Source organism: Alloalcanivorax xenomutans (assembly GCF_900217905.1).
Taxonomy (GTDB): domain Bacteria; phylum Pseudomonadota; class Gammaproteobacteria; order Pseudomonadales; family Alcanivoracaceae; genus Alloalcanivorax; species Alloalcanivorax xenomutans.
In genome coordinates, this window is the sequence record NZ_OBMO01000003.1 from 171481 (window position 1) to 193668 (window position 22188).

The following is a 22188-nucleotide window of genomic DNA, read 5'->3' on the forward strand; positions in this document are numbered from 1 at the left end:
TGTCCGGGCTTCCTTTGAACAGACCCTCACCGCGCTCATCGCGGATTCGCCAAGCGTACCTGGAACCACTGATCCAGAGAATCGGCGATCACCGACGGGTTGTCTTCCGGCACAAAGTGCAGCCCCGGGCCGGCATGCACCACATCCAGGTATTTCAACCGTTGTTTGAACCAGGGAATCCGTTGTTCGGGCAATACCGCGCCAGGGCGAAAGTGCAGCATCAGCATCGGCTGGTCCATCTCCGGCAGACGCTTCTCGATTTCCTCGATCGCTCGCCAGGTTTCCCCCTGACGATCATCAATCGGCAACTCCGCGGGCAGGGCGCGGATCGCCCGGCGGCTGTCGCGGTCGGGGAAAGCCGCGCGATAAACATTCATGACGCTGCGAGGCAGACGCCGCAAGGTGCCCATGGGCAATACCGTATTGACGAAAAGATTATGCCGCTGCAGCAGCCAGGAACTCAGGGCCGGCCGGCGAAAGGCGAAATACAGCGGACGGGCAATAAGCGGAAACTCCTGCCAGTCGAAGGTGAAAGGGAAGGTCTCCATGAACACCAGAGCGCGTACCCGTTGCGGCTGCTGCTGAGCCAGTCTGAAACCAAGCGGACCACCCCAATCGTGCAGCACCAGTGTCACCGGCTCAAGCGCCAGCTGTTCCAGGAAACCGGAAAAGAAATGGTGGAGAGTGCATAGCCGGTAATCCAGATCCGGCTTGGCGCTGCGGCCGAAACCGGGAAGGTCCAGTGCGACGCAGCGATAACGATGGCAGAGAAGCTTGATCACGTTCCGCCACAGATAACTGCTGGTGGGATTGCCATGCACGAACAACAGGGTGGGACCGGAGCCTTCATCCAGATAATGCAGCCGTTGCCCATGCACCGATACGTATCGGGATCGGAAAGGACAGTCCGCGAAGCCCATGCCATGCGTCCAGGTAGCTTTTCTGGCAAGATGCCACGCTGACGATAACAACTGCAAGCACGGTGCCCATGAAACCCTATGTACGTCACGACCTGGTTTCGGTCCAGACCAGTGATATCCATGGCAAGGGGCTGTTCGCCCGCAAACGTCTTCCCGCCGGCACCGTCCTCGGCGTGTTGAAAACCAAGCCCGCTCGCCGCAACGGCCCCTATGTGTTGTGGCTGGATGATGACGGTGAAGAACGGCACCGGGTTTTATGCGAATTGCGTTACATCAACCACGGGCGGCCGGCCAATGTGGCCTACTATGACGACCTTACCGTGGTGACGCTGAAAGCGGTGAAAGCAGGGCAGGAGTTGTTGCACGATTACGGTGAGGACTGGGAGTAGTCCAAGAGCCGGTTTTAAAAGGGCACCGGCGAAACGAACTCACTCCACAGACCGGTGTGAGGATGATTGAAGGCGAGCCGATGGGCGTGCAACAGCAATCGCTCGCTGGCGGCCAGCACCGCCTCCGGCGCATAGAGATCACAGCCGAGAATCGGATGGCCCAGCTCCCGGCAGTGAATGCGCAACTGATGACTGCGCCCGGTCACTGGCCGTAACCGCAACCGGGTACGGCTTCGGACGGCATCCCGTTCCAGCACTTTCCAATGGGTGAGGGCCGCCTTGCCCGTTTCAAAGCAGACTTTCTGCAACGGCCGATTGGGCCAGTCGGCGATCAGGGGCAAGTCCACGGCGCCGTCTCCGTATTCCACCAGGCCATCCACCACGGCCTGATACTCCTTGAACACCCGACGCTGCTGGAAGGCCCGGCTCAGTTGGCTCTGCGCTTCGCGGGTCAGAGCGAACACCATGATGCCGGAGGTGTCCAGATCAAGCCGGTGCACCAGCCGTATTTCGGGAAAATCCAGCGCCAGACGGCGGATCACGCAGTCCTTGTTCTCCGGCGCCCGGCCCGGCACGCTGAGCAGGAAGGCCGGTTTATTCACCACCAGAAGGTGATCATCCCGGTGCAGGATGACCACCTCCTCATGGCAACGGGGCACGATATAGTGCTCGGGCTGCCTGGCTCGCGGCAATCGCACCGGGCTATCCCCAGATGGCGTCATGGACATCCTGATAACGCTCGGCGAAGTGCACCGTCAGCCCCTTTTTAAGGTGCTCCGGCAGTTCCTTGTAATCGCGCTCGCAGGCCTTCGGCAGAATGATTTCACGAATGCCAACGCGGCGGGCGGCGGTGATCTTCTCGCGAATACCGCCCACGGCCAGCACCTGTCCGGTCAGCGTCAGCTCGCCAGTCATGGCCAGCTTGCGCGGCAGCCTCTTGCCGGTGGCCAGGGAGATCAGTGCCGTGGCCATGGTGATGCCAGCGCTGGGCCCATCCTTGGGAGTGGCGCCCTCCGGTACATGCAAATGGACGAAGGACTGGTCAAACCAGTCGCCGTCGCCGCCATAGGCCGGCAGATTGCTGGCCACGTAGCTGTAGGCGATCTCGGCGGACTCTTTCATCACGTCGCCCAGTTGCCCGGTCTGTTTGAAACCACGTTGCTGCACATGCACCTGAGTGGCCTCGATGGACAGCGTGGCGCCGCCCATGGAAGTCCAGGCCAGACCGGTAACGACGCCGATGCCACGCTGGGTTTTTTCCCGCTGAAAATAGGGCTGGCCGAGAAACTCCTCGAGATTCTTGCTGGTGACGCTGATTTTTTTCTCGCCGGAAAGCAGCCGAACCGCCGCCTTGCGAATAATTTTGTTGAGCTGCTTCTCCAGGTTGCGCACACCGGCCTCTCGCGCATAGCCCTCCGCCACCTGACGCAAGGCGCTGGCGTTGATGGTGAGCTGCCCGGGCTTGACCCCCGCCCGTTCCAGAGAACGTGGCCACAGATGCCGTTTGGCGATTTCCACCTTTTCCTCGGTGATGTAACCGCTCAGACGAATCATTTCCATACGGTCGAGCAGGGGAGCGGGGATCGAGTCCAGGGTATTGGCGGTACAGATGAACAAGCAGTGACTCAGATCCAGACGCTCGTCCAGATAGTGATCGAGAAAGTCCTGGTTCTGTTCCGGATCCAGCACTTCCAACAGGGCGGAGGCCGGATCACCCTGGAACGAAGTGCCGAGCTTGTCGATTTCATCGAGCATGATCACCGGATTGCTGGTGCCGGACTCTTTCAGTGCCTGGATCAGCTTCCCCGGCATGGCGCCGATATAGGTGCGCCGGTGGCCTTTGATTTCCGCCTCGTCGCGCATGCCGCCGAGGCTGAGGCGGTAAAAACGGCGGTCCAGGGCTTCGGCGATGGCGCGGCCAACGCTGGTCTTGCCCACCCCTGGAGGCCCCACCAACAGCAGGATCGAGCCTTTGACTTCGCCGCGCATGGCGCCCACCGCGAGGAACTCAACGATGCGGTCCTTGACGTCATCCAGGCCGCTGTGGTGCGCGCTCAGAGTATCGCGCGCGTGCGTGAGGTCCAGATTGTCCTCGGAGAAGCGGCCCCAGGGCACGGACGTGAGCCAGTCGAGATAGTTGCGGGTCACCGCGTACTCCGGCGAGCCGCTTTCCAGCACGCCCAGTTTGCGTACTTCCTCTTCAAAGCGCTTGGCCACCGCCTCCGGCGGGGTCAGCGATTCCATGCGGGCACGGAATTCGTCCACATCGGCGGTGCGGTCATCTTTTTCCAGACCCAGCTCGCGTTGGATCACCTTGAGCTGTTCCTTAAGGAAAAACTCACGCTGATGCCGGGAGATCTTTTCGTTGACCTCCTCGCTGATCTCGTTCTGCAGGCGCGCCACTTCCACTTCCTTGCGCACCAGCGTCAGCACTTTTTCCATGCGCGGCTTCAGCGGCACGGTTTCCAGAATATCCTGGAGATCATCCCCGTTGGCACTGGTCAACGCGGCGGCGAAGTCAGTCAGCGGAGAAGGATCCCGTGGCGAAAAGTTCTGCAGATAGTGCTTGAGCCCTTCGTTGTAGAGCGGGTTCAGCGGCAACAACTCGCGGATGGTATTGATGATCGCCATGGCATAGGCACGCAGGGCGTCGGTGAGCTCGTCCTTGGGCTCCGGGTATTCCACTTCCGCCATGAAGGGCCGTTTGCGGTTGGTGTAGCCGGAGACGCGGAAACGGGCCAGCCCCTGGGCCACCACCTGCAGATGATCATCTTCCTGATTGACGGCGTGAATTTTCACCAGGCAACCGTATTCCGGAAAGTCCTCCACCGAGACCTCGTCCGGGTTACGATCGCCCACATAGATCAGACCCAGGGCATGGTGCGGCGTCTGACTGACCCGCTCCAGGGTGGATTGCCACAGTTCCCGATTCAGCAGAACCGGCTGCACCAGCCCAGGCATGAAGGGGCGGTGACGCACTGGTATCAGATAAACCCGTTGTGGCAAATGATGATCCGGCAAAGCCAGGGCGCCCTGGGGGGTGGGCTGTTCGATGGTGGTTTCCTGCTCGTCTTGGTTCATGATATCCACTCGTCATAAACGGGAAGCGTCGCCGTTGACATTACGACAGGACGGCGACGCGCGACCAGTTATCAGAATGGAGTCTCCGAACCGGTTTTCAATAGCCGGATTCAGCGCGGGCCGTCGATGATCAAAAGATCGGCGCTGAGCTCGCGGGGCGTCCGCGTACGCCGCTCCACCAACCGGGCGTCGAATTTTTGTTCACACCGCTCGGCCAGGGCGTAGAACGGCGATCGTCCGGGGTCGGCGATAATGATCCGCCGCACCCGCTGATTCAAGGCACGGCGAATCAGATTGAACAGCACCGGCGTGAGCTCATCCCAAAAGCAGATGTCGGCGCCGGTAATGACATCCACATCAGCCAGCAGCGCCTTGGTCAGGTTCTCAAAGCGTTTTTGCAGTGTCGTCACCGAGGTTTTATTGATGGCCGCATGCAATTCCAGATAGGGGAACACATCCTCGTCCGCGTCCACGGCGGTAACCCGGCAGCCAAGGCGTTTGGCGGCGAATATGGACAGCGGGCCCCAGCCACAGCCTATGTCCATCAAATGGGTATCCGGGCCCAGGGACAGCGCCCGGCGGTCGCGGGTCAACTGGTCCATGATCAGAAAACTGGAGTTCCACACTTTGTTGCCGTGGATCGAGGGCACGTGATTGGCGCGTTTCAGGCGCCGCACTTCACGGTGGCCGGAGCGCAGCAGGGTAATGCCCCGGGTATGGATGGTATGGGCTTCGCCCCGTTGGATTTTGGGAATGGGGGTCTCGGATAAGGTCATGGCCGGCCGGCGCCTTGAAAAAGGAAAGACCTTACGGGCGCCGGCGGCTTTGTTCAAGGTTGGGATGATTCAAGGCGGGGATGATCAGTCCGGGCGTTCAGGGACCTGGCTCCAGAAAACCCGGAAGACCTCGGCGCTTTGTCCCGCCGCCTCGGCCATCGGCACATGGCCAACACCATCAAGGATTACCGCCCGGGCATTGGGCAAGGTGCGGGTGAAGACCGCGACGTTATCGATTCCCAAAAGCCGGTCTTCGCGCCCCCACAAAACCAGTGTCGGGGTATTGATCGAGAGCAGCACATCACTCTGTCCCAGCTGCATCGCTGGATCGCCCTCGATATCCGCCCAGACTTTTTCCGCCACCTTCGCATTGGCGGCTTTCTCGGCACCCATCAGGGTGATGGCGAAGTCGGGCATGCCCACCGAGCGTTCGGCGGCCCAGTCCAGCGTGGTGTGGAAGTCCTCGGCCCGCTGAGGAATCAGAGGATTGCCCGGCGATTGCGCCAGCACATCGCGGAATTCCTGTGTTTGCAGGGTAACCCCGGCGGCGTCCACCAACCCCAGGGAGATCAGGCGGCCTGGGTGTTGTCGGGCCATTTCAATGGCGATGGCGCCGCCCATGGAATTACCCGCCACATGAAAGCGCTCGGCTCCCAACTGATTGAGCAGGTCAAACAGGCGGTCAGCCTGTTTGCTCACGCGGTAGTCCATCGATGTGGTCAGGGGGAGGGTGTCGCCGTGACCAGGAAGATCGGGAATGATAAAGCGGTACTCGCCTTCCAGCTGATTGGCGAAACGCACCCAGTTACGTGCATCGGCGCCGAAGCCATGGATCAGCAGTACCACCGGGGCCTCCTCGCCGCCTTTGGACTGCAGCAAATGCCAGTCCAGGCCATCCTCGGTGGATACTCTCAGGGCCTCGAGGCCTGCCCGCCATTGCTCGAACGCGATGCCTTGGTGGTAGGCCCAACGCCGGGTGTCTTCACACCCGCCCAGCAGCGCGGCACCCAGAACGGCTACCGCCAGAATCAACCCCACACGACGCCATGCCATCCTTCTTCCCTCCGGTTGTTATTCTTTCCTCGTGGAAAGCCACCGTAGAGGATCGGCGTGGCGGATGGCACCGCCGGAGAGGTCAATATTGCGCAATCACCGTGATTTCAGGTTCCAGATACCGGCACCGATAATCAACAAGGTGCCCAGATAGGTGCTAAGGGCCAGCGCCTCGCCCCAGAACAGCCAGCCAAGAATCGCCGCCCACACCACCGCGGAGTAGTTGTAAACGCCGACCTGGCCGGGGCGGGCCACCTGATAGGCGGTGGTCATGGCGAACTGTCCGGCGATGGCGAACAGGGCGATCCCCAGCATCCAGAGCATTTCCACACCGTTGGGCCATTGCTCGACGCTGGGTAACAGCAAAGCGGAAAGCAGGGTGGCGAACAGCGAGAAATAGAACACCACCCGGTGCGCCGGCTCACTCACCGCCATACGACGGATACTGACCTTGGCCACGCTCATGATGGCGGCGCCGCCAAGTGCCACCCACATTACTGGATCCACCTGGCCCTGATCGGCACGTAGAATCACCGCGACGCCAACAAAACCCAGAGCGATCGCCATCCAGGTGCGCAGCGATACCCGGTCGCCCAGCCAGACCCAGGCCACCAGCGGCAGGAAGAAGGGGACCGTCATCTTGACCAGCACCGCCTCCGCCAAAGTGATATGGCCGATGGCGTAAAAGAAGCAGAACATGGCGGCGACGCCGGTGAAGCCGCGGATAAAATGCAGGCCGAGATGGCGGGTACCCAGGTCGCGAATGCCACCACTGATCATCAGCACCGGCAGCAATACCAGCAGGCCGACGAAGTTGCGCGCGAACACGATCAGTTCGGTGGAAAGCGTGTCCGAAAGATGCTTGATCAGGGCCGCCATGATCGCCAGCAACCCTTCACCCAGAATCAGCAACAAGGCGCCCTTCAGAGGCTGGTCGTTATTCACGCGACCGGCCGGGCCCACAGGTCGTGATCATCGGCGTCCTCGACGGTCACCCGCAGGCGCTGGCCGGGTTTTACCGGCGCGTCGTCGGGCAGATACACCAAGCCGTCGATCTCCGGAGCATCCGCCTGAGAGCGGGCCACCACGCCGTCTTCACCAACCTCGTCCACCAGCACTTCCAGGGTCTGACCGATCTTGCGTTGCAGTTTCGCGGCGCTGATCCGCGCCTGGACATTCATGAAGCGTTCCTGGCGTTCGCGCGCCACCTCTTCGTCGACATGGTCAGGCAGGGCGTTGGCGGGGGCACCGTCCACCGGTGAATAGGTGAAACAGCCAACCCGATCCAACTGCGCCTCTTCCAGCCAATCCAGCAGCATCTCGAAATCATCGTCGGTTTCGCCAGGGAAGCCGACGATGAACGTGCTGCGCAGGGTGATGTCCGGGCAGATCTCGCGCCAGCGGCGAATCCGCTCCAGAGTGTTTTCCGCGTGAGCCGGACGCTTCATCGCCTTGAGCACCGACGGGCTGGCGTGCTGGAACGGAATATCCAGGTACGGCAGGATGTGGCCGGCGGCCATCATCGGAATGATCTCGTCCACGTGCGGATAGGGATAGACGTAGTGCAGGCGCACCCAGGCACCCAGCTGCCCGAGCGCCTGACACAGCTCCAGCATGCGGGTTTTCACTGGCATACCCTGCCAGAAGCCGGTCTGGTACTTACGATCCACACCGTAGGCGCTGGTGTCCTGGCTGATCACCAGCAGCTCCTGTACGCCCGCCTTCACCAGCCGTTCCGCCTCATCGAGCACGTCGCCCACCGGCCGGGAATCGAGCTTGCCACGCATACTTGGGATAATGCAGAAGCTGCACTTGTGGTTGCAGCCCTCCGAGATCTTCAAATAGGCGTAGTGGCGCGGGGTCAGCTTGATGCCCTGAGGCGGCACCAGATCGGTGAAGGGGTTGTGGTCGGCGCGAGGGGGCACCACCTGATGCACGGCACTGACCACCTGCTCGTACTGCTGGGGTCCGGTGACCGACAGCACCGCCGGATGCACTTTGCGGATAGTGTCTTCTTCCACACCCATGCAGCCGGTGACAATGACCTTGCCGTTCTCGGTCAGGGCCTCGCCAATGGCTTCCAGGGACTCGGCCTTGGCATCATCGATGAACCCGCAGGTGTTTACCACCACCACATCGGCATCATCGTAGCTGGGCGTCACCTGGTACCCTTCGGTGCGCAGCTGGGTAAGAATGCGCTCGGAATCCACCAGGGCCTTGGGGCAACCCAGGCTGATAAATCCAACCTTACCGGACATAAACCACCTCGCAGTCAGCGGGGCGGCATTCTACTATTAACCTGGCGTGAATGCCTATTGGGTTGGCGGTGCAGGGAGAAAACACCCATGCGTTGTTTCATCGGACTGCCGGTGCCGGAGGAGGCCGGTCGCGCTCTGTTGAGGGGCGTTCCGGAAGGTGTTGGGCGGCAATTGCCGTTAGCGGATCTGCATCTGACTCTGGCGTTCCTCGGGGAGCGGGAGCTTTGCTGGACGCAGGCACTCTGCCGGCAACTGGAAGCGATCCTGGGGGGAGTACAGCCACTGAGCCTGAAACTTACTCGTGGCGGCCCCTTTCCACCGAATGGAAGTTCACCCAAAGGAAGCCCTTCCCGCGGCGGCCGGCTATGGGCGGCGAGGGCTTTGCCATCGCCAGCGCTGATGGCACTGCATGAGCGTATTTGGCGGCTTCTGGAAGATCTAGGCGTGGCACGTGACGAACGCGCCTTTCAGCCCCATGTGACCCTGGCTCGCGGCCGCCACCGGCTCACCGCGAAAATGGCAAACGAGAGCGAGAAAAGTCCACCTGGAGACCATATCGAATTTGATGTCCACGAAATTGTTCTCTACGAGAGCCGACAAGGCTATCGGCCGCGCTGGCGGCAATCGCTGAAAAGCCAGCTCTGAGCCCCGGCACATAACTCCGGAACCCAGAGCCACTCAACGGGTTACTGCTGGCCTTCGCCGTAACCGCCCGCGCCTCCGGCGGAACCGCCGCCAGCGGGGTCTCCACCGTTCTGCATGCCCGGCTGAGAGGGCTGCTGCGGGTCGCCTGGTCCCGGCGAATCCGGCTGCTTGGGATCGCAAGCGGCCAGCACCGACCCCATCAGCAACAAGGCCAGAGTGCCGGCCACGCCTCTTTTCAATCCGCGTCCTGGTTCCATTTTTCCGTCTTTCATGGTTTTTCCTCCCATTAAGTCGCTGTGCGCGGGCGGCGTCGGGCCGCCCGAATAATCAGGGTCGATCGAGGTCGTCACCCCGGGTGTCGTCGCCGCCATCGCGATCCTCTCCGGTGGGCCAGCCACGGTCGTCGGGCCGCCCCATATCCCCGGAGTCTCCCTCCAGGCCACCGGGGTTGCCGTAAGCAGGCTGCCCGGGCCGATCCGGATCCGCTGGTGGGCCGGGCTGGGCCGGCAGGGTACGCTGATAGTCGGGGTGGTCTTGTGCCGGGCGATCGCCATCATTCGCGGTAGCGGTAACGGAAGCGCCGAGAAAGGCGACGCCGAGGATCAGCAATAGAGTTTTGCGAACGGTCATTACATACATGTCATTACCTCCCGATCCATCGGGTGACTTCAGTGGGCGGGGTGCCGTCAAAAGGTCCGGATTACCGCCGCCTCACTACTGTCTACAGGCCAGGATCAGGTTTGGTTCCATGACGAAGTGTTTTTTGGGAACCAAACCACACCCCCGGCTGTAAGTACTAATGAAGGCCTTAAGGTCGGCCGGAAAGGAACCGCCGGAGTGAGTTTTGAACGCCGGATCTGCGACCAGATCCCGCACCTGCAACGCTACGCCCGGGCCCTGTGTGACAACCCGGGACAGGCGGAGGATCTGGTGCAGGATTGTCTGGAACGGGCGCTGCGCAAGCGCCACTTGTGGATGCCCGGGCGTTCGGTACGGCCCTGGCTGTTCAGAATGCTGTACCGGCTGTACCTGAACGATCGCGCCAGTGCCCGACGGCGGTGGGAATCGTTGGCTCCGGATGCCGGGCTGGAGCGGCCTCAGGAAGCACGGCAGGAGCCCTTTCTGGCCTGCCACGAAGCAATAGAGGCGATGCGGGCATTACCCCCGGAGCAGCGGGCGGCGTTGCTGTTGATGGTGCTGGAAAGTCCTGGTTACGCCGAGGCAGCCCGCATTCTCGGCATCAAGGTGGGGACGCTGCGCTCACGTCTCTCCAGAGCCCGCGAGACACTGCGGCAGGTGCTCGACGGTCCGGTTCGGGGTGGCGGGCGCCCCCGGTTGAGGAGGGTGAAATGAGCTGGCGGGAGCAGGGTTTATTGTATCGCGAGATGGTTTCCGAAGAAGAATTGAACGCCTTCGCCGACGGCGAGCTGCCACGCCGGCGTGCCCGCCGGGTGGCCGCCGGAATCCGGCGGCAACCGGCCTACGCGGATCGTGTGCGTGACTACTGGCGTCATGACGAAACACTGTGGCGCGCACTCAAGGACGATAGCACCGCGGCACCATTGTCCTCTCCGGTCCAGGCGCCAGGCGCTGCCCCCCGGCGCCACTGGCTTGCCGCCGGAGGACTCGGCACGCTGGTGGCGGCAGGCGTGATAATGGCGGTGTGGTGGCAAACACCGCCTCCCGATCCGGCCACCGCGCGCCCTTCCGTCGACCTGACCCAGGCCATCGTCCATGCCTTCAGCAATCCAGTGGCGTTACCCGATACCACGCCGGCCCCGGCATTGCCACTGGATCGCCTGGGTCTGGTTTCCTCTGGCCAGCAGCCGCTGCTGGTTTCCGGACAGCATATTCAAGAGTACCGTTTCGAGAACGCCGAAGGGCAGCGGGTGGCGCTGTATGAAACAGGGCAGGGCGGATCCGGCGATAACTGGTTGCACGTGCTGACCCAGTCGCCGGTAACCCTGGTGCGCTGGAGCCAGAACGGACGCGGTTACGTACTGGCCGCGGACAGCGCGCCGCTGGAACTTACCCGGCTGGCGTTGGGCATCCACGATGCCCTGTCCATGGCGGCGGGCGCCACACCGGGGGCCGCCATGCCATCGACAGCCCATGGCCCCGGCGGGCCGGCGGCCAATACGGCCACGGCGAGGGGCGATATCAGCGAGATGTAGCCGCGAGAAACAGCCCAATACGAAAAAGCCCGCGAAAGCGGGCTTTTTCGTTGAAGCGGGCTTGAAGAAATGCGGCGATCAGCCTTCCTTCAGAGCGGCGGTGATGTCCACCACCGCACCCTTGCCATCGCCAAACAACATCAGGGTGTTGTCCTTGGCGAACAGCGGGTTGGGCAGACCGGCGAAACCGGCACTCAGGGAGCGTTTCACCACCACCACGGTCTTGGCCTTGTCGACGTTGAGGATCGGCATGCCGTAGATCGGGCTGCCTTTGTCTTCGCGGGCCATCGGGTTGGTGACGTCGTTCGCGCCGAGTACGATCGCCACGTCGGTTTGTTCGAAGGTGGGGTTGATGGTGTCCATATCCTTGAGCTTGTCATAGGACACTTCCGCCTCCGCCAGCAGCACGTTCATGTGGCCGGGCATACGGCCCGCCACCGGGTGAATGGCGTACTCCACTTCGACGCCGTTGGCTTCGAGGGTGTCAGCCAGTTCGCGCACGGCGTGCTGAGCCTGAGCCATGGCAAGACCGAAGCCGGGCACGATCACCACGCGCTGCGCGGTTTCCAGCAGCATGGCCACTTCGTCCGCGGAAGTGGATTTGATCTTGCCGGCGTAGACCTCATCCTGATCAATGGTTTCGCCGCCTTCCGCCATCACACCAAACAGCACGTTGGTGAGAGAACGGTTCATGGCTTTACACATGATCTGGGTCAGAATCAGGCCGGAGGCGCCCACCAGGGAACCGGTAATGATCAGCGCGCTGTTGCCCATGACGAAACCGGCGGCGGACGCGGCCACACCGGAGTAGGAGTTCAGCAGCGCGATCACCACCGGCATGTCGGCACCGCCGATCGGCATCACCAGCAGGATGCCCAGCACGGCGGCGGCGATGGCCAGCCCCCAGAATACCGTTGGTGAACCGGGGTTGGAGACCAAGTAGGCAATCGCCACGATGGAGCCGAGCAGCAACACGGCGTTCGCCGCTTTCATGCCCGGGAAGCCCATCGGTTTGCCGTCGATCAGTTCCTGCAGTTTGGCGAACGCCACGAAGGAACCGGTGAAAGTCACCGCACCGATCAGTACCGCGGCCCCGGTGGCGATGATGCCCACCGTGTCCGGATGGCCACCACGGAAGAACTCGGCCGCCGCCACGGAGAAGGAAGCGCCGCCACCAAAGCCGTTAAGCAGCGCCACCAGCTGCGGCATGGCGGTCATTTGTACTTTCTTCGCCAGCAGCACACCAATGATGCCGCCGACCAGGATGCCGGCGATGATGATTTCATAGCTGACGATGTCCCGGTGCAGCAAGGTCACCACACAGGCCACCGCCATGCCCGCGCCGGCCAGCATATTGCCGCGCACCGCGGTTTTCGGTTTGGTCAGGCCCTTGATGCCGAGCACGAACAGCACGGCGGCGATCAAATAGGCGATATCGATCCAGTTCTGGGAAATCTGCATTGCTTACTTCCTCTTGAACATCGCCAGCATTCGATTGGTCACCATGAAGCCGCCAATCACGTTGATGGTGGCCAGTACCACGGCGATGAAACCCAGCACCTTAACCAGCATGCCGGCGTCGGAGCCGGCGGCGATCAGCGCGCCCACCAGCGTAATGCCGGAAATGGCATTGGAACCCGACATCAGCGGGGTGTGCAGGGTGGGGGGAACCTTTGTGATCAGTTCCACGCCGAGAAAGATGGCCAGCACGAAAAGCGTTAGTTCGGCTACGAAGTCCATTACTTCTCCTCCTTCCCGTTGTCGGCGTCCGCCGCCTCGGGTTCCGGTTTCTCCAGCGCGGGCAGGCCAAGCAGCTCACGCAGGCGTGTGTGCGGCACGTCGCCGTTGTGGCTGATAACGGTGTCCGCCACGATCTGATCCTCGAAGTCCAGCGCCAACTCACCCTGGTCGTTGAGCAGCAGGTTGAGCAGGTTCTCCATGTTCTTGCCGAACATCTGGCTGGCATGGTGCGGCACGGAGGAAGGAACGTTTTCCGGGCCGATGATGGTCACGCCATGCTCGACCACGGTCTTGCCGGACTGGGTCAACTCACAGTTGCCACCCCGTTCGGCGGCCAGGTCGACGATCACCGATCCCTGTTTCATCGCCTTGACCATGTCGGCGGTGACCAGGATAGGACTTTTGGCGCCAGGGACAGCGGCGGTGGTGATCACCACGTCCATGTCCTTGATCACGTCGGTCATCAGCTCGCGCTGACGCTTGAGGAAGTCCTCGCCCTGGGCCTTGGCGTAACCGCCGCTGCCTTCCGCTTCACCGGTATCCAGATCCAGTTCCACCGGCTTGGCGCCAACGGAAAGGATTTGTTCACGGGCCGCGGGACGAACGTCATAGGCCTCCACCACGGCGCCGAGGCGCTTGGCGGTGGCACAGGCCTGCAGACCTGCCACACCGGCGCCCATGACAAACACCCGCGAGGCGTTCAGCGTGCCGGCGGCGGTCATGTTCATGGGGAACATGCGGTTGGCGGTGGTGGCGGCAAGCAGAACGCACTTGTAGCCAGCGATCATGGCCATGGAGGACAGCACGTCCATGGCCTGGGCCCGGGTAATCCGCGGCACCAGTTCCAGAGCGATGCCGGTGACATTGCTTTGCGCCAGTTGCTGGGCGAAACCCGGATTGGCCAGAGGATCGGTCATGCCGATGAGGAACTGTCCGCTCTTCATCTTGTCCAAATCGTCCTGGCCATTGGTCGTATTGCTGCCTGGCGTTTGCACCTGCAGGATAACCTGGGCGCTGGAGAAGATTTGATCCCGGTCAGCAAGCTTGGCACCGGCGGCTTCATACTGACCGTCGGTAAAACCGGCGGCGACGCCGGCACCCGTTTCAACGAGGATTTGAACATCGTGCTTCTTTAATAAAGCCGCGATATTGGCGGGCGTCAGGGCGACGCGCTCCTCGCCGGGGCGAATTTCCTTGGGAACACCGATAATCACCTGCGTTACCCCCGTTTATATGGTTTGTTGGGCCGCCCCCATGCCACGGCAATAGCCGGAAATGCACAGGGGCCCTCACAAAAAGGCCGGTTTAAGAAAACCGGCCGTCGAGCAGGCTGCTAACCTTATTGTGGAGTGGCGAGCTTGGCAAACAAGAAATCGCGGTTTGACGGATAGATGGTTAGATTTTGATCATAAAGATCATGATTTCTTCGCACTTTCGCTCAATTGTTGATCAACACGGGCCTTGTCATCATCTTCATGCATATGGATGAAAGGACCCAGAATGGTGTCGCCACGTACCTGCGCCTTGATTACATGCAAAAAAGTGTAAGCCCCAAGCAACTTCCTGAGCAGAAAGATAAATTCCTTTGGCGGTACGTCGAAGTGCACGGACAGGGCATTGCGACTGGCGCGATTCAGCACCCGGCTGGGCAGATTGCTCTCCCCCCATAGGTATTCCCCTTTCTCATTGACCACCGACGCCGGCGGCGGAAAGCGGTCCGGGTCCTGCAGGGCCTCAATGGCCTCGAAACAGAGGCCGGCGAAATCCTCCTGTACCCGGCGAGGAGGGTCACCGGAAAGGAAATGCAGCGCCTTCATCGCCCGCACCAGGCGCTCCGTATCGTGGTGCCAGGCACCGCGAATCATCTCCCGGCCGGGGCCCAGCACCTGGTCATCGAAATCGCGGATGGCGCCAAAGTCCAGCAGCACGATACGGTCGTGACCTTCCTCATCGATTTGCAGCAGATAATTGCCGAAATTCGGGTCGGTCTGCATCTTGTTCCACTCGAATACCTCGCGACAGCACAGCTCCATGATGGCGCGCCCCAGGAAATTACGGCGTTCCTGGCTCAGTGCGACCACCTTCGGGTCGCTGATGTGCAATCCCTTCTCGAAGGAAAGGCACAGAATGTTGTGGGAGGAGTACTCGGAAAACACCTCAGGAACAATGAAGCGGGGGTCCTCGCTCAACACTTCACGGAAATGGCGGGTGGTATGGGCCTCGAGATCGTAGTCCACCTCCCGGCCGAGCATGGCGCGCACTTCGTCCAGCCATTGATTGAACTGGTCGGTGATCGGCACCAGACGGCTCAGCTTGAGCAGCCGCACCAAGGCGCGCATGTCCGAATCTATGGCATCGGCGACACCGGGGTACTGCACCTTGAGCACCAGCTCACGACCGTCCTTCTTACGCCGGGCACGGTGAACCTGCCCCAGGCTGGCGGCGCCGAGCGGTTCTGGATCCACCTCCAGTTCCGCCAGTTTCACGGTGCCCAATTGCTGTTTAAGATGGCGCTCCATGGCCGGCCACTCGAGCGCGGCGGTGTCGTTTTCCAGCGTATGCAAGGCGGCGGTGACTTCTTCGGGCAGAAAATGCTCTCCGAACAGGGCCATCATTTGTCCGATTTTCACCACCGAACCTTTCAATTCGCCCAACTCGGCCACCAATTCCTCGGCCCGTTGAGAGAGAATGGCCTTCCGTCTTTCCTCGCGCTTGTCCGGGGCGGAGAACAGGGTACCGGCGCTGGCGGTGGCGTAGCGGGCACCAGCGAGAAAGCCGGCGCGGGCAAGGGTAAATCGCCGTTCCAAAGAACCGGTTTTAACCCTCTTGACGGTTTTTCGTGCCATATTTGCGCGCACTCCAAGATCTGCTAAGGCGATGGCATCAACCACGGGCGGCGGAACGCCATAAACCGCGGTTCACAGAGGGCAGTGTAGCCCGGCTCCGATGCTAGTGGTATGGCGGCACCGGCAACAAGGTGATGCCGGTGCGCCAGGAGCAGGGAAAATCAAATGGAATCTGGTGCCGGCATTGGCGCCACGGCTGGGGAGAACCGAAACTTTATGACCACTACATGGATTCTGCTGCGCGGACTGATACGCGAGCAGGCCCACTGGCAGGGCTTTGATCGCCGTTTGGCGGAGGTGCTGGGGGAGGGGAATGAGGTGCGCTGCGTGGATCTTCCCGGTAATGGGCGGCGTCACCATGAGCGCAGCCCCTGCACCGTGGCGGCGATGGTCGATGCCGCCCGTGCCGAGTTGGGAGACCAGGTGCTGAGCCGACGGCCCAGGCTGGTGGCTCTGTCTCTCGGCGGCATGGTGGGAATGGACTGGCTTCGGCGTTTTCCTGGCGAACTCGGTGGCGCCGCCCTGATCAACAGCAGTACCGCGCGCTTCAGTCCGTTTTACCAGCGTTTGCAGATAGGTAATTACCCGCGTTTGCTGAGCGATGTGCTGCTAAGCCGGGATACTGAAGGCAAGGAGCGGGCGATTCTCGAGTTGACCACCAACTTGCTGGCGCCGGACCGTCTGGCCGAAGTGGCGCGGCAATGGGCTCTGATCGCCGGGCAAAGGCCGGTTTCCACGGCGAACAGTCTGCGCCAATTGTGGGCGGCTACCCGGTTTCGGGCACCCGACCAACTGCCGGAGGGCAGCCCGGTGCTGATTGTGAATGGGGGAGGGGATCGCCTGGTGAGTCCACGCTGTTCGCAAGCGTTGTCCCGCGCCTGGAACCGGCCATTGAGCGTGCACCCTCGGGCCGGTCACGATCTGTCCCTGGATGCGCCGGATTGGCTGGCGCGGGAGTTGAAGAGCTGGGCGACGGCGTCGGATTCCTGACGCGGCGCCCTACTAATCCCGTTTGTCCGCCACCCGCTGGGCCTGCGCCAGCTCGATCATATCCGCCAGGATGTGGCCGGTTTCGCGCAGGTAAGGGTCTTTCTTCATCGGATCCTCCGCCGCTTCCGGATCCAGTGCCCGTTGCTCCTCCAGCGTCCTCAGCGCCGCCATGTCCTTCAGCGGCTCCTCGTCGCGGGCTTTACGGCGGGCGTTTTCAATGTTCAGACGGCGCTTGTCGAAGCCTTCCTGCCAGGATTCCCGGCTGGCCGCGTTGAGCGTCACTTCCTTACGCTCACGCGCCTCATCCAGCAAGGAGCGCAGTTCTTCCACATAAACGAACTCGGGATCTTTCTGGATGCGCCTTTCGTGACGCTGCCGCAAGGTCTGCAGGAACGGCATCAGATCCGCCACCTGCTGATAATCCGCGGAGTCGATTTCATCCCAGGGCAGGGCATTGGGCAGGGCGCCTTCGCCCACCTCGTTGGTATCGATCAGCGACGGCATCAACAGGTCCGGAACAATGCCCAGATTCTGGTTGCTGGAACCGGACACCCGATAGAATTTGGCGTTGGTCATCTTCAGCTTGCCGTGGTTCAGGTCCAGCAGAGTCTGCACCGTTCCCTTGCCGTAGGTGGGCTCGCCCACGATCAGCGCCCGCCCGTAGTCCTGCATGGCGCCGGCAAAAATTTCCGAGGCGGACGCGCTGTAACGGTTCACCAGCACCGCCATGGGGCCGGTGTAGAGCATGCCCGGGTACTGGTCATTCTCGACACTGACACGGCCGGATGATTCACGCACCTGCACGGTGGGGCCGCGGTTGATAAACAGGCTCACCAGCTTGTTGACTTCCAGCAGCGATCCGCCGCCATTGTTGCGCAGATCGATGATCAGGCCGTCCGGATTTTCCTTGCGCAGTTCCACCAGCAGCTTGGCCACGTCCCGGGTGGTGCTGGTGTAGTTCGGATCGCCACGGTGAAAGGCGTTGAAGTCGAGGTAAAAGGCCGGAATTTCGATGATGCCGAGCTTGATGTTCTCGCCATCGTGATTCAGCTCAATGACTTCCTTCTTGGCGGCCTGTTCCTCCAGTACCACCTTGTTGCGCACTATGGTGACCGTGCGGGTGCTGTGTTCGCCCGCACCGCCGGCGGGAATGATCTCCAGCCGCACCTCGGACCCCTTGGGCCCGCGAATCATGTCGACAACCTCATCCAGACGCATGCCGACCACATCGACGATGGCGTCCTTGTCACCCTGACCGACCCCGATGATGCGATCCGCCGGCTTCAGTTGTCCGGCCTTGGCGGCGGGACCGCCCGGCACCAGCCGTACCACCTTGGTATAGCCGTCCTCATACTGCAGCACGGCGCCGATGCCTTCCAGGGAGCGGCTCATGCTGATGTCGAAGTTTTCCGAATTATGCGGAGTGAAATAGTTGGTGTGCGGATCGAAGGTCTGCGCCAGCGCGTTCATGTAGAGCTGGAATACGTCCTCGGAGCTGTTTTGCTGCACCCGGCTGAGCTGGCCTTCGTAGCGGCGCACCAGACGGTCCTGGATTTCACTCTCGGGGGTGCCGTTGAGCCGCATGGACAGCACGGAATTACGCAGATAGTCGTCCCAAATCTGATCCAGGGCCTGCTGATCCGGTGCCCAATCGGCCTTGGTGCGATCCACCAGCACCTTGCGGTCGCTGTCGAATTTCCATTTATCGATATCGCCGCGCAGTTGCGTCAACGCTTTCTGTAAACGGTGTTCCACCCGTTGCTGGAAGCGGTTGAAGATGGTGTAGCCCGCCTCCAGAGTGCCTCTGCGCAACTGATCGTCGAGTTGGTCGCGATAGCGGTCGAATTCACCGATGTCCTCGGCGGTGAAGTACAGGCGGCTCGGGTCCAGATCCTTGATGTACTGGTCCAGCACCTGTCCGGACAGAGAATCATTGAAGTCCAGTCGCCGGTAGTGCAATTTCAGGCGGTCGACGATTTCCTTCGCCGCTTCCCGGTGCACCTTATCCGGCTTGATGCTGCCCTGGACCTCCGGCGCCGCCTGCAGGCCGTCTCCAATATGCAGGGCGCCGCCCAGCAGCAACCCGGCAACAATCAAGGCACTCAGCTTGCGAATTACGCTCATGGACTCACTCAATGATTCATTTACTGGCAGTATACGGGAACCTCTGATTAATTCGTATGGGAGGTCCGGATTTGTGACCACCATCCATGGTGGTCACCCTGCGGGCCGTCGCCAAGGCGACATCAAACATCGTTCCTGACGATGCGTTTGTGACCGCCACCCACCGCCACGGCATCGACAACACGGAGAGCACCGTACACCATGCATCGCCTGTTTACCGGTTTCTTCCTGATCGGCATCGCCGGGGCCATCCTGCAGTTGCTGCTTGGCGATACCGGAGCTCCCGCCCGTGTGGTGGGCGCGCTGTGGGAAGCGGCCGATCTGGCGGTTCAGGTCAGTCTGGGGCTGATCGGCGTGCTGGCGCTGTGGAGCGGCCTGTTCCGTCTGGCCGAGCAGAGCCATCTCGCCGACCGGCTTGCCGCTCTGGTTCAACCGGTACTTCATCGTCTGATGCCATCGGTGCCGGAAGGTTCACAGGCCGGCGCCGGCATTTCCATGAATATGGCCGCCAACATGCTCGGTCTGGATAACGCCGCCACGCCGCTGGGGCTGAAGGCGATGAGCTCGCTGCAGGAGAGCAATCCACGGCCGCGAACGGCCAGCGATGCGCAAATCATGTTCCTGGTACTGAACACCTCGGCGGTGACGCTGGTACCGGTAACCGTGCTGCTATACCGCACCCAGCAGGGCGCGGCCGATCCCGCCGACATCTATTTACCCATGCTGATGGCAACCACCGCTTCCACTTTTGTCGGCGTGGCCCTGACCGCCCGCCTGCAGGGTATACGGCTACGGGATCCGATACTGCTTGCTGTCGCCGGCGGTTGGCTGGCGCTGCTCGGTTTGCTTGGGCTGGCGGTATGGTGGGTGCCACCAGACGCCAGCGCGCGGCTTTCCAGCCTGTTCGGCAATGGCTTGCTGCTGGCGGTAATCGGCGCCTTTTTCGTGGCGGCCTGGCGGGCCCGGGTGGATAGCTATGACGCTTTCATCGAGGGCGCCAAGGAAGGCTTCAACCTGGCGGTGAGGCTGATTCCGTACCTGGTGGCCATGCTGGCCGCCATCGCCATGTTGCGCGCCAGCGGTGTGCTCGAAGCGGTGTTGTCGGCGATCCGGCATGCAGCCCTCTGGCTTGGCTGGGATACTCGTTTCGTCGACGCTCTGCCCGTGGCTTTACTGAAACCATTAAGCGGATCCGGCGCCCGCGCCGCCATGCTGGATGTCATGCACACGCAAGGCGTGGATTCGCTTGCCGGCCGTATGGCGGCGGTGATGCAGGGCTCCACCGAGACGACTTTTTACGTTCTCGCCGTCTACTTTGGCAGTGTCGGAGTGCGAAACTTCCGCTATGCCTTGTGGTGCGGTCTGGCCGCCGACGCCGCCGGCCTGATCACCGCGATTCTGGTGAGCTACCTGTTTTTTGGCTGATTGCCTGCTCTGCTAGCCGGAAAGGTCCGCCGCTGCGGTGACGATATGGCGGAAGGTAAGATTGAGGCGGGACTCGCGCACCCGCCGGCGGCGGGGCAGGGCGTGTTCATAATAACGCTGTACCTGGGGAGACATAATCAACAGGCTGTCGTGGGACAGTGGCAACCGGTGGCTTTGCCGATGCTCGCCATAACGTCGCAGACAGAAGTCGCGGGTGGCACCAAGGTTATAGGACAGGATCAAGGGGGCCGGTCCCAGTTCCGGCTCATTATCCCGGTGCCACCCCATGGTGTCGTCGCCATCCCGATAGAGATTGGCCAGAGCACCATTGGGCGTTAATCCGGTCAACGCCGTTACCGCGCGCCGTAATGGCGCCAGCGGATCGGGCCAGCCCCCGGCCCGGTGGGTCAGCCCGGAATAGCGGTAGGTGACGCCGGTGTCGCCCAGCCAGCAGACCAGCCGGGGCACCGGGTGGGAACGGCCGAACACCTGTACACGGGGTTGCTCCCAGGGGAGTTCGTTACAAAGCGTGTGGAACAGGTCCATGGCCGAAGGGCCGAGAAGCCGCTCAATCAGCCAGATACGAGCCCCTCGCCCCAATTCCAGGGGAGGGGGCAGGGAGTCGAGCCGCGACAGGGTGTGGTTGACAGTCATAGCAACCTGCTCTATCTAAGCGCCTTTGACCATCTATGTACGCGTGGATGATGCTATGCGCAGTTAGTGGAAGGTCCGTCGCCAGGAGTCTAGCATGCTGTACGTTTACGATATTGAAGACGGAGTGCTCCGCGAGCGGGATGTGGCGGGGTTGACCCCGGACACCGCCAAGGAAGCCAGTTGGATCGACCTGGTGGACGCCACCGATGAGGAACGGCAGGAGGTGCAGCATCTGTTCCGCCAGGCGCTGCCGGAGTCCGACGATGTGGAGGAAATCGAATCCTCCGCCCGTTTCTTCCATGATGAGCATGGTCTTCATGTGCACTCCCTGTTCGTTCATCAGAGCGAGGGGCGCCATCGCACCTCGACCGTGGCTTTTGTGTTGCAGCCGGGCCGGCTGTTGACCTTCCGCGATTCCCGCGCGCCGGATTTTCGTCTCATGCGCATGCGCATCCGGCGCGGCTGGGTCCGTGCCCTGGAGCCCTTGGACATTCTGCTGAGCATTCTTGAGCAGAAGACCGAGAATCTGGCCGATACGCTGGAGGACATCCATCGGGACCTGGAGGATGTCAGTTATCTGGTGCTGGAGGATGAGGAAGCGGAGCTGGAGGACGGCATCGAGAAGCTGGCCCATCTGGAAGACAGCAACGGAAAAATCCGCCTGTGCCTGATGGATACCCAACGTTCGATTTCCTTTATCCAGCGTTATGTACGGGCCGACAAGGAACGCCGCCGCACCTGCTCGGAAATCCAGCATGACCTGGACACCCTGATGTCCCACGCCACTTTTCTGTTCGAGAAGATCAACTTCCTGATGGATTCCACCCAGGGGTTCATCAATATCGAGCAGAACCAGATCATCAAGATCTTTTCCATCGCCGCCGTGGTGTTCCTGCCACCAACCATGATCGCCAGTATTTATGGCATGAACTTCCAGGTGATGCCGGAACTGAACTGGGAGTTCGGCTATCCGGCGGTGATCGGGCTGATGTTCCTGTCGGGCTTCGCCCCGTACTGGTATTTCAAGCGGAAAGGCTGGCTGTAAGCGCACTGTTGGTACGCCCACGCACTGATTGCTCTTCCACCGAGGGCGCTACGAAGCCGCTGTGGGAG

At 61.5% G+C, this 22188-nt stretch carries 22 protein-coding genes; 7 read left to right on the forward strand and 15 right to left on the reverse strand.

Annotation, left to right across the window (positions count from 1 at the left end; all coding sequences use genetic code 11):
• Positions 1 to 35: 35 nt before the first annotated feature.
• Positions 36 to 920 carry a haloalkane dehalogenase gene (locus CRO06_RS03695; protein WP_022995096.1) on the reverse strand — a complete coding sequence of 295 codons (885 nt, stop codon included), beginning with the start codon at positions 918 to 920 and terminating at the stop codon, positions 36 to 38.
• A 68-nt stretch (positions 921 to 988) separates the two neighbouring features.
• On the opposite strand from CRO06_RS03695, the gene CRO06_RS03700 reads away from it, so the two are divergent.
• Positions 989 to 1309 (forward strand): SET domain-containing protein, encoded by a 321-nt coding sequence (locus tag CRO06_RS03700; RefSeq protein WP_022995095.1) that lies wholly within the window; start codon positions 989 to 991, stop codon positions 1307 to 1309.
• A gap of 14 nt (positions 1310 to 1323) precedes the next feature.
• Here CRO06_RS03700 and CRO06_RS03705 read toward each other — a convergent pair whose 3' ends face one another.
• From CRO06_RS03705 to rimO, 6 genes are all read right to left on the reverse strand, one after another.
• Complete coding sequence (locus CRO06_RS03705) at positions 1324 to 1947, reverse strand: pseudouridine synthase (protein WP_097057779.1); 624 nt, start codon at positions 1945 to 1947, stop codon at positions 1324 to 1326.
• A gap of 64 nt (positions 1948 to 2011) precedes the next feature.
• Positions 2012 to 4390 (reverse strand): endopeptidase La, encoded by a 2379-nt coding sequence (lon, locus tag CRO06_RS03710; RefSeq protein ID WP_097057750.1) that lies wholly within the window; start codon positions 4388 to 4390, stop codon positions 2012 to 2014.
• A gap of 110 nt (positions 4391 to 4500) precedes the next feature.
• A complete protein-coding gene (locus tag CRO06_RS03715; protein WP_022995092.1) occupies positions 4501 to 5166 on the reverse strand; it encodes a class I SAM-dependent methyltransferase in 666 nt (221 codons plus the stop codon).
• Between the two features lie 84 nt (positions 5167 to 5250).
• Positions 5251 to 6219, reverse strand: coding sequence for an alpha/beta fold hydrolase (locus CRO06_RS03720; protein ID WP_097057751.1), 969 nt, complete (start codon positions 6217 to 6219; stop codon positions 5251 to 5253).
• Positions 6220 to 6315: 96 nt separating this feature from the next.
• On the reverse strand, positions 6316 to 7164 hold the full coding sequence (locus CRO06_RS03725; RefSeq protein ID WP_026949304.1) for a DMT family transporter: 849 nt from the start codon (positions 7162 to 7164) through the stop codon (positions 6316 to 6318).
• Positions 7161 to 8477 (reverse strand): 30S ribosomal protein S12 methylthiotransferase RimO, encoded by a 1317-nt coding sequence (gene rimO, locus CRO06_RS03730; RefSeq protein WP_080530955.1) that lies wholly within the window; start codon positions 8475 to 8477, stop codon positions 7161 to 7163. Before rimO ends, CRO06_RS03725 begins: the two co-directional genes overlap by 4 nt.
• An 87-nt stretch (positions 8478 to 8564) precedes the next feature.
• Between rimO and thpR the strand changes: the two genes are divergently transcribed.
• Entirely contained in the window at positions 8565 to 9122 is a 558-nt protein-coding gene (thpR, locus tag CRO06_RS03735) for an RNA 2',3'-cyclic phosphodiesterase (protein ID WP_097057752.1), read from the forward strand.
• A gap of 41 nt (positions 9123 to 9163) precedes the next feature.
• On the opposite strand, the gene CRO06_RS03740 is transcribed toward thpR, so the two are convergent.
• Together CRO06_RS03740 and CRO06_RS03745 are read right to left on the reverse strand one after the other, a co-directional pair.
• Positions 9164 to 9394, reverse strand: a complete 231-nt coding sequence (locus CRO06_RS03740; RefSeq protein WP_022995087.1) for a hypothetical protein — start codon at positions 9392 to 9394, stop codon at positions 9164 to 9166.
• A 55-nt stretch (positions 9395 to 9449) separates the two neighbouring features.
• The gene (locus CRO06_RS03745) at positions 9450 to 9752 is read right to left on the reverse strand and encodes a hypothetical protein (protein WP_143247712.1); all 303 of its coding nucleotides are present in this window, start codon (positions 9750 to 9752) and stop codon (positions 9450 to 9452) included.
• A gap of 207 nt (positions 9753 to 9959) precedes the next feature.
• On the opposite strand from CRO06_RS03745, the gene CRO06_RS03750 reads away from it, so the two are divergent.
• The gene (locus CRO06_RS03750; RefSeq protein WP_022995085.1) at positions 9960 to 10475 is read left to right on the forward strand and encodes an RNA polymerase sigma factor; all 516 of its coding nucleotides are present in this window, start codon (positions 9960 to 9962) and stop codon (positions 10473 to 10475) included.
• Entirely contained in the window at positions 10472 to 11296 is an 825-nt protein-coding gene (locus CRO06_RS03755; RefSeq protein ID WP_022995084.1) for a hypothetical protein, read from the forward strand. The genes CRO06_RS03750 and CRO06_RS03755 overlap by 4 nt, the downstream gene beginning before the upstream one ends.
• A gap of 78 nt (positions 11297 to 11374) precedes the next feature.
• On the opposite strand, the gene CRO06_RS03760 is transcribed toward CRO06_RS03755, so the two are convergent.
• The 4 genes from CRO06_RS03760 to CRO06_RS03775 form a co-directional block, all read right to left on the reverse strand.
• Positions 11375 to 12757, reverse strand: coding sequence for an NAD(P)(+) transhydrogenase (Re/Si-specific) subunit beta (locus tag CRO06_RS03760; protein WP_022995083.1), 1383 nt, complete (start codon positions 12755 to 12757; stop codon positions 11375 to 11377).
• A gap of 3 nt (positions 12758 to 12760) precedes the next feature.
• Positions 12761 to 13036: an NAD(P) transhydrogenase subunit alpha part 2 gene (locus CRO06_RS03765; RefSeq protein WP_014994608.1), complete on the reverse strand. Its 276-nt coding sequence runs from the start codon at positions 13034 to 13036 to the stop codon at positions 12761 to 12763.
• A complete protein-coding gene (locus CRO06_RS03770) occupies positions 13036 to 14250 on the reverse strand; it encodes a Re/Si-specific NAD(P)(+) transhydrogenase subunit alpha (RefSeq protein WP_022995082.1) in 1215 nt (404 codons plus the stop codon). The genes CRO06_RS03765 and CRO06_RS03770 overlap by 1 nt, the downstream gene beginning before the upstream one ends.
• Positions 14251 to 14451: 201 nt before the next feature.
• Positions 14452 to 15882 carry an ABC1 kinase family protein gene (locus CRO06_RS03775; protein WP_097057754.1) on the reverse strand — a complete coding sequence of 477 codons (1431 nt, stop codon included), beginning with the start codon at positions 15880 to 15882 and terminating at the stop codon, positions 14452 to 14454.
• A 216-nt stretch (positions 15883 to 16098) separates the two neighbouring features.
• Here CRO06_RS03775 and CRO06_RS03780 point away from each other — a divergent pair, with 216 nt between their 5' ends.
• A complete protein-coding gene (locus tag CRO06_RS03780) occupies positions 16099 to 16872 on the forward strand; it encodes an alpha/beta fold hydrolase (RefSeq protein ID WP_097057780.1) in 774 nt (257 codons plus the stop codon).
• Between the two features lie 12 nt (positions 16873 to 16884).
• On the opposite strand, the gene CRO06_RS03785 is transcribed toward CRO06_RS03780, so the two are convergent.
• On the reverse strand, positions 16885 to 18996 hold the full coding sequence (locus CRO06_RS03785; RefSeq protein ID WP_022995079.1) for a carboxy terminal-processing peptidase: 2112 nt from the start codon (positions 18994 to 18996) through the stop codon (positions 16885 to 16887).
• A 201-nt stretch (positions 18997 to 19197) separates the two neighbouring features.
• Here CRO06_RS03785 and CRO06_RS03790 point away from each other — a divergent pair, with 201 nt between their 5' ends.
• On the forward strand, positions 19198 to 20421 hold the full coding sequence (locus tag CRO06_RS03790) for a nucleoside recognition domain-containing protein (protein WP_097057755.1): 1224 nt from the start codon (positions 19198 to 19200) through the stop codon (positions 20419 to 20421).
• Positions 20422 to 20433: 12 nt separating this feature from the next.
• On the opposite strand, the gene CRO06_RS03795 is transcribed toward CRO06_RS03790, so the two are convergent.
• Entirely contained in the window at positions 20434 to 21075 is a 642-nt protein-coding gene (locus CRO06_RS03795) for an alpha-ketoglutarate-dependent dioxygenase AlkB family protein (RefSeq protein ID WP_244902765.1), read from the reverse strand.
• A gap of 94 nt (positions 21076 to 21169) precedes the next feature.
• On the opposite strand from CRO06_RS03795, the gene corA reads away from it, so the two are divergent.
• On the forward strand, positions 21170 to 22120 hold the full coding sequence (gene corA / locus CRO06_RS03800; protein ID WP_022995076.1) for a magnesium/cobalt transporter CorA: 951 nt from the start codon (positions 21170 to 21172) through the stop codon (positions 22118 to 22120).
• Positions 22121 to 22188 lie beyond the last annotated feature (68 nt).

What these genes read in the sequence shown, in the direction of transcription:
- CRO06_RS03720 (WP_097057751.1), bottom strand. Translation starts at nt 6,219, where the DNA reads ATGGCATGGCGTCGTGTGGGGTTGATTCTGGCGGTAGCCGTTCTGGGT.
- CRO06_RS03790 (WP_097057755.1), top strand. Translation starts at nt 19,198, where the DNA reads ATGCATCGCCTGTTTACCGGTTTCTTCCTGATCGGCATCGCCGGGGCC.
- CRO06_RS03700 (WP_022995095.1), top strand. Translation starts at nt 989, where the DNA reads ATGAAACCCTATGTACGTCACGACCTGGTTTCGGTCCAGACCAGTGAT.
- CRO06_RS03745 (WP_143247712.1), bottom strand. Translation starts at nt 9,752, where the DNA reads ATGACCGTTCGCAAAACTCTATTGCTGATCCTCGGCGTCGCCTTTCTC.
- CRO06_RS03715 (WP_022995092.1), bottom strand. Translation starts at nt 5,166, where the DNA reads ATGACCTTATCCGAGACCCCCATTCCCAAAATCCAACGGGGCGAAGCC.
- CRO06_RS03740 (WP_022995087.1), bottom strand. Translation starts at nt 9,394, where the DNA reads ATGAAAGACGGAAAAATGGAACCAGGACGCGGATTGAAAAGAGGCGTG.
- CRO06_RS03760 (WP_022995083.1), bottom strand. Translation starts at nt 12,757, where the DNA reads ATGCAGATTTCCCAGAACTGGATCGATATCGCCTATTTGATCGCCGCC.
- corA (WP_022995076.1), top strand. Translation starts at nt 21,170, where the DNA reads ATGCTGTACGTTTACGATATTGAAGACGGAGTGCTCCGCGAGCGGGAT.
- CRO06_RS03765 (WP_014994608.1), bottom strand. Translation starts at nt 13,036, where the DNA reads ATGGACTTCGTAGCCGAACTAACGCTTTTCGTGCTGGCCATCTTTCTC.
- CRO06_RS03780 (WP_097057780.1), top strand. Translation starts at nt 16,099, where the DNA reads ATGACCACTACATGGATTCTGCTGCGCGGACTGATACGCGAGCAGGCC.
- CRO06_RS03695 (WP_022995096.1), bottom strand. Translation starts at nt 920, where the DNA reads ATGGGCTTCGCGGACTGTCCTTTCCGATCCCGATACGTATCGGTGCAT.
- CRO06_RS03755 (WP_022995084.1), top strand. Translation starts at nt 10,472, where the DNA reads ATGAGCTGGCGGGAGCAGGGTTTATTGTATCGCGAGATGGTTTCCGAA.
- CRO06_RS03775 (WP_097057754.1), bottom strand. Translation starts at nt 15,882, where the DNA reads ATGGCACGAAAAACCGTCAAGAGGGTTAAAACCGGTTCTTTGGAACGG.
- CRO06_RS03785 (WP_022995079.1), bottom strand. Translation starts at nt 18,996, where the DNA reads ATGAGCGTAATTCGCAAGCTGAGTGCCTTGATTGTTGCCGGGTTGCTG.
- thpR (WP_097057752.1), top strand. Translation starts at nt 8,565, where the DNA reads ATGCGTTGTTTCATCGGACTGCCGGTGCCGGAGGAGGCCGGTCGCGCT.
- CRO06_RS03795 (WP_244902765.1), bottom strand. Translation starts at nt 21,075, where the DNA reads ATGACTGTCAACCACACCCTGTCGCGGCTCGACTCCCTGCCCCCTCCC.
- rimO (WP_080530955.1), bottom strand. Translation starts at nt 8,477, where the DNA reads ATGTCCGGTAAGGTTGGATTTATCAGCCTGGGTTGCCCCAAGGCCCTG.
- lon (WP_097057750.1), bottom strand. Translation starts at nt 4,390, where the DNA reads ATGAACCAAGACGAGCAGGAAACCACCATCGAACAGCCCACCCCCCAG.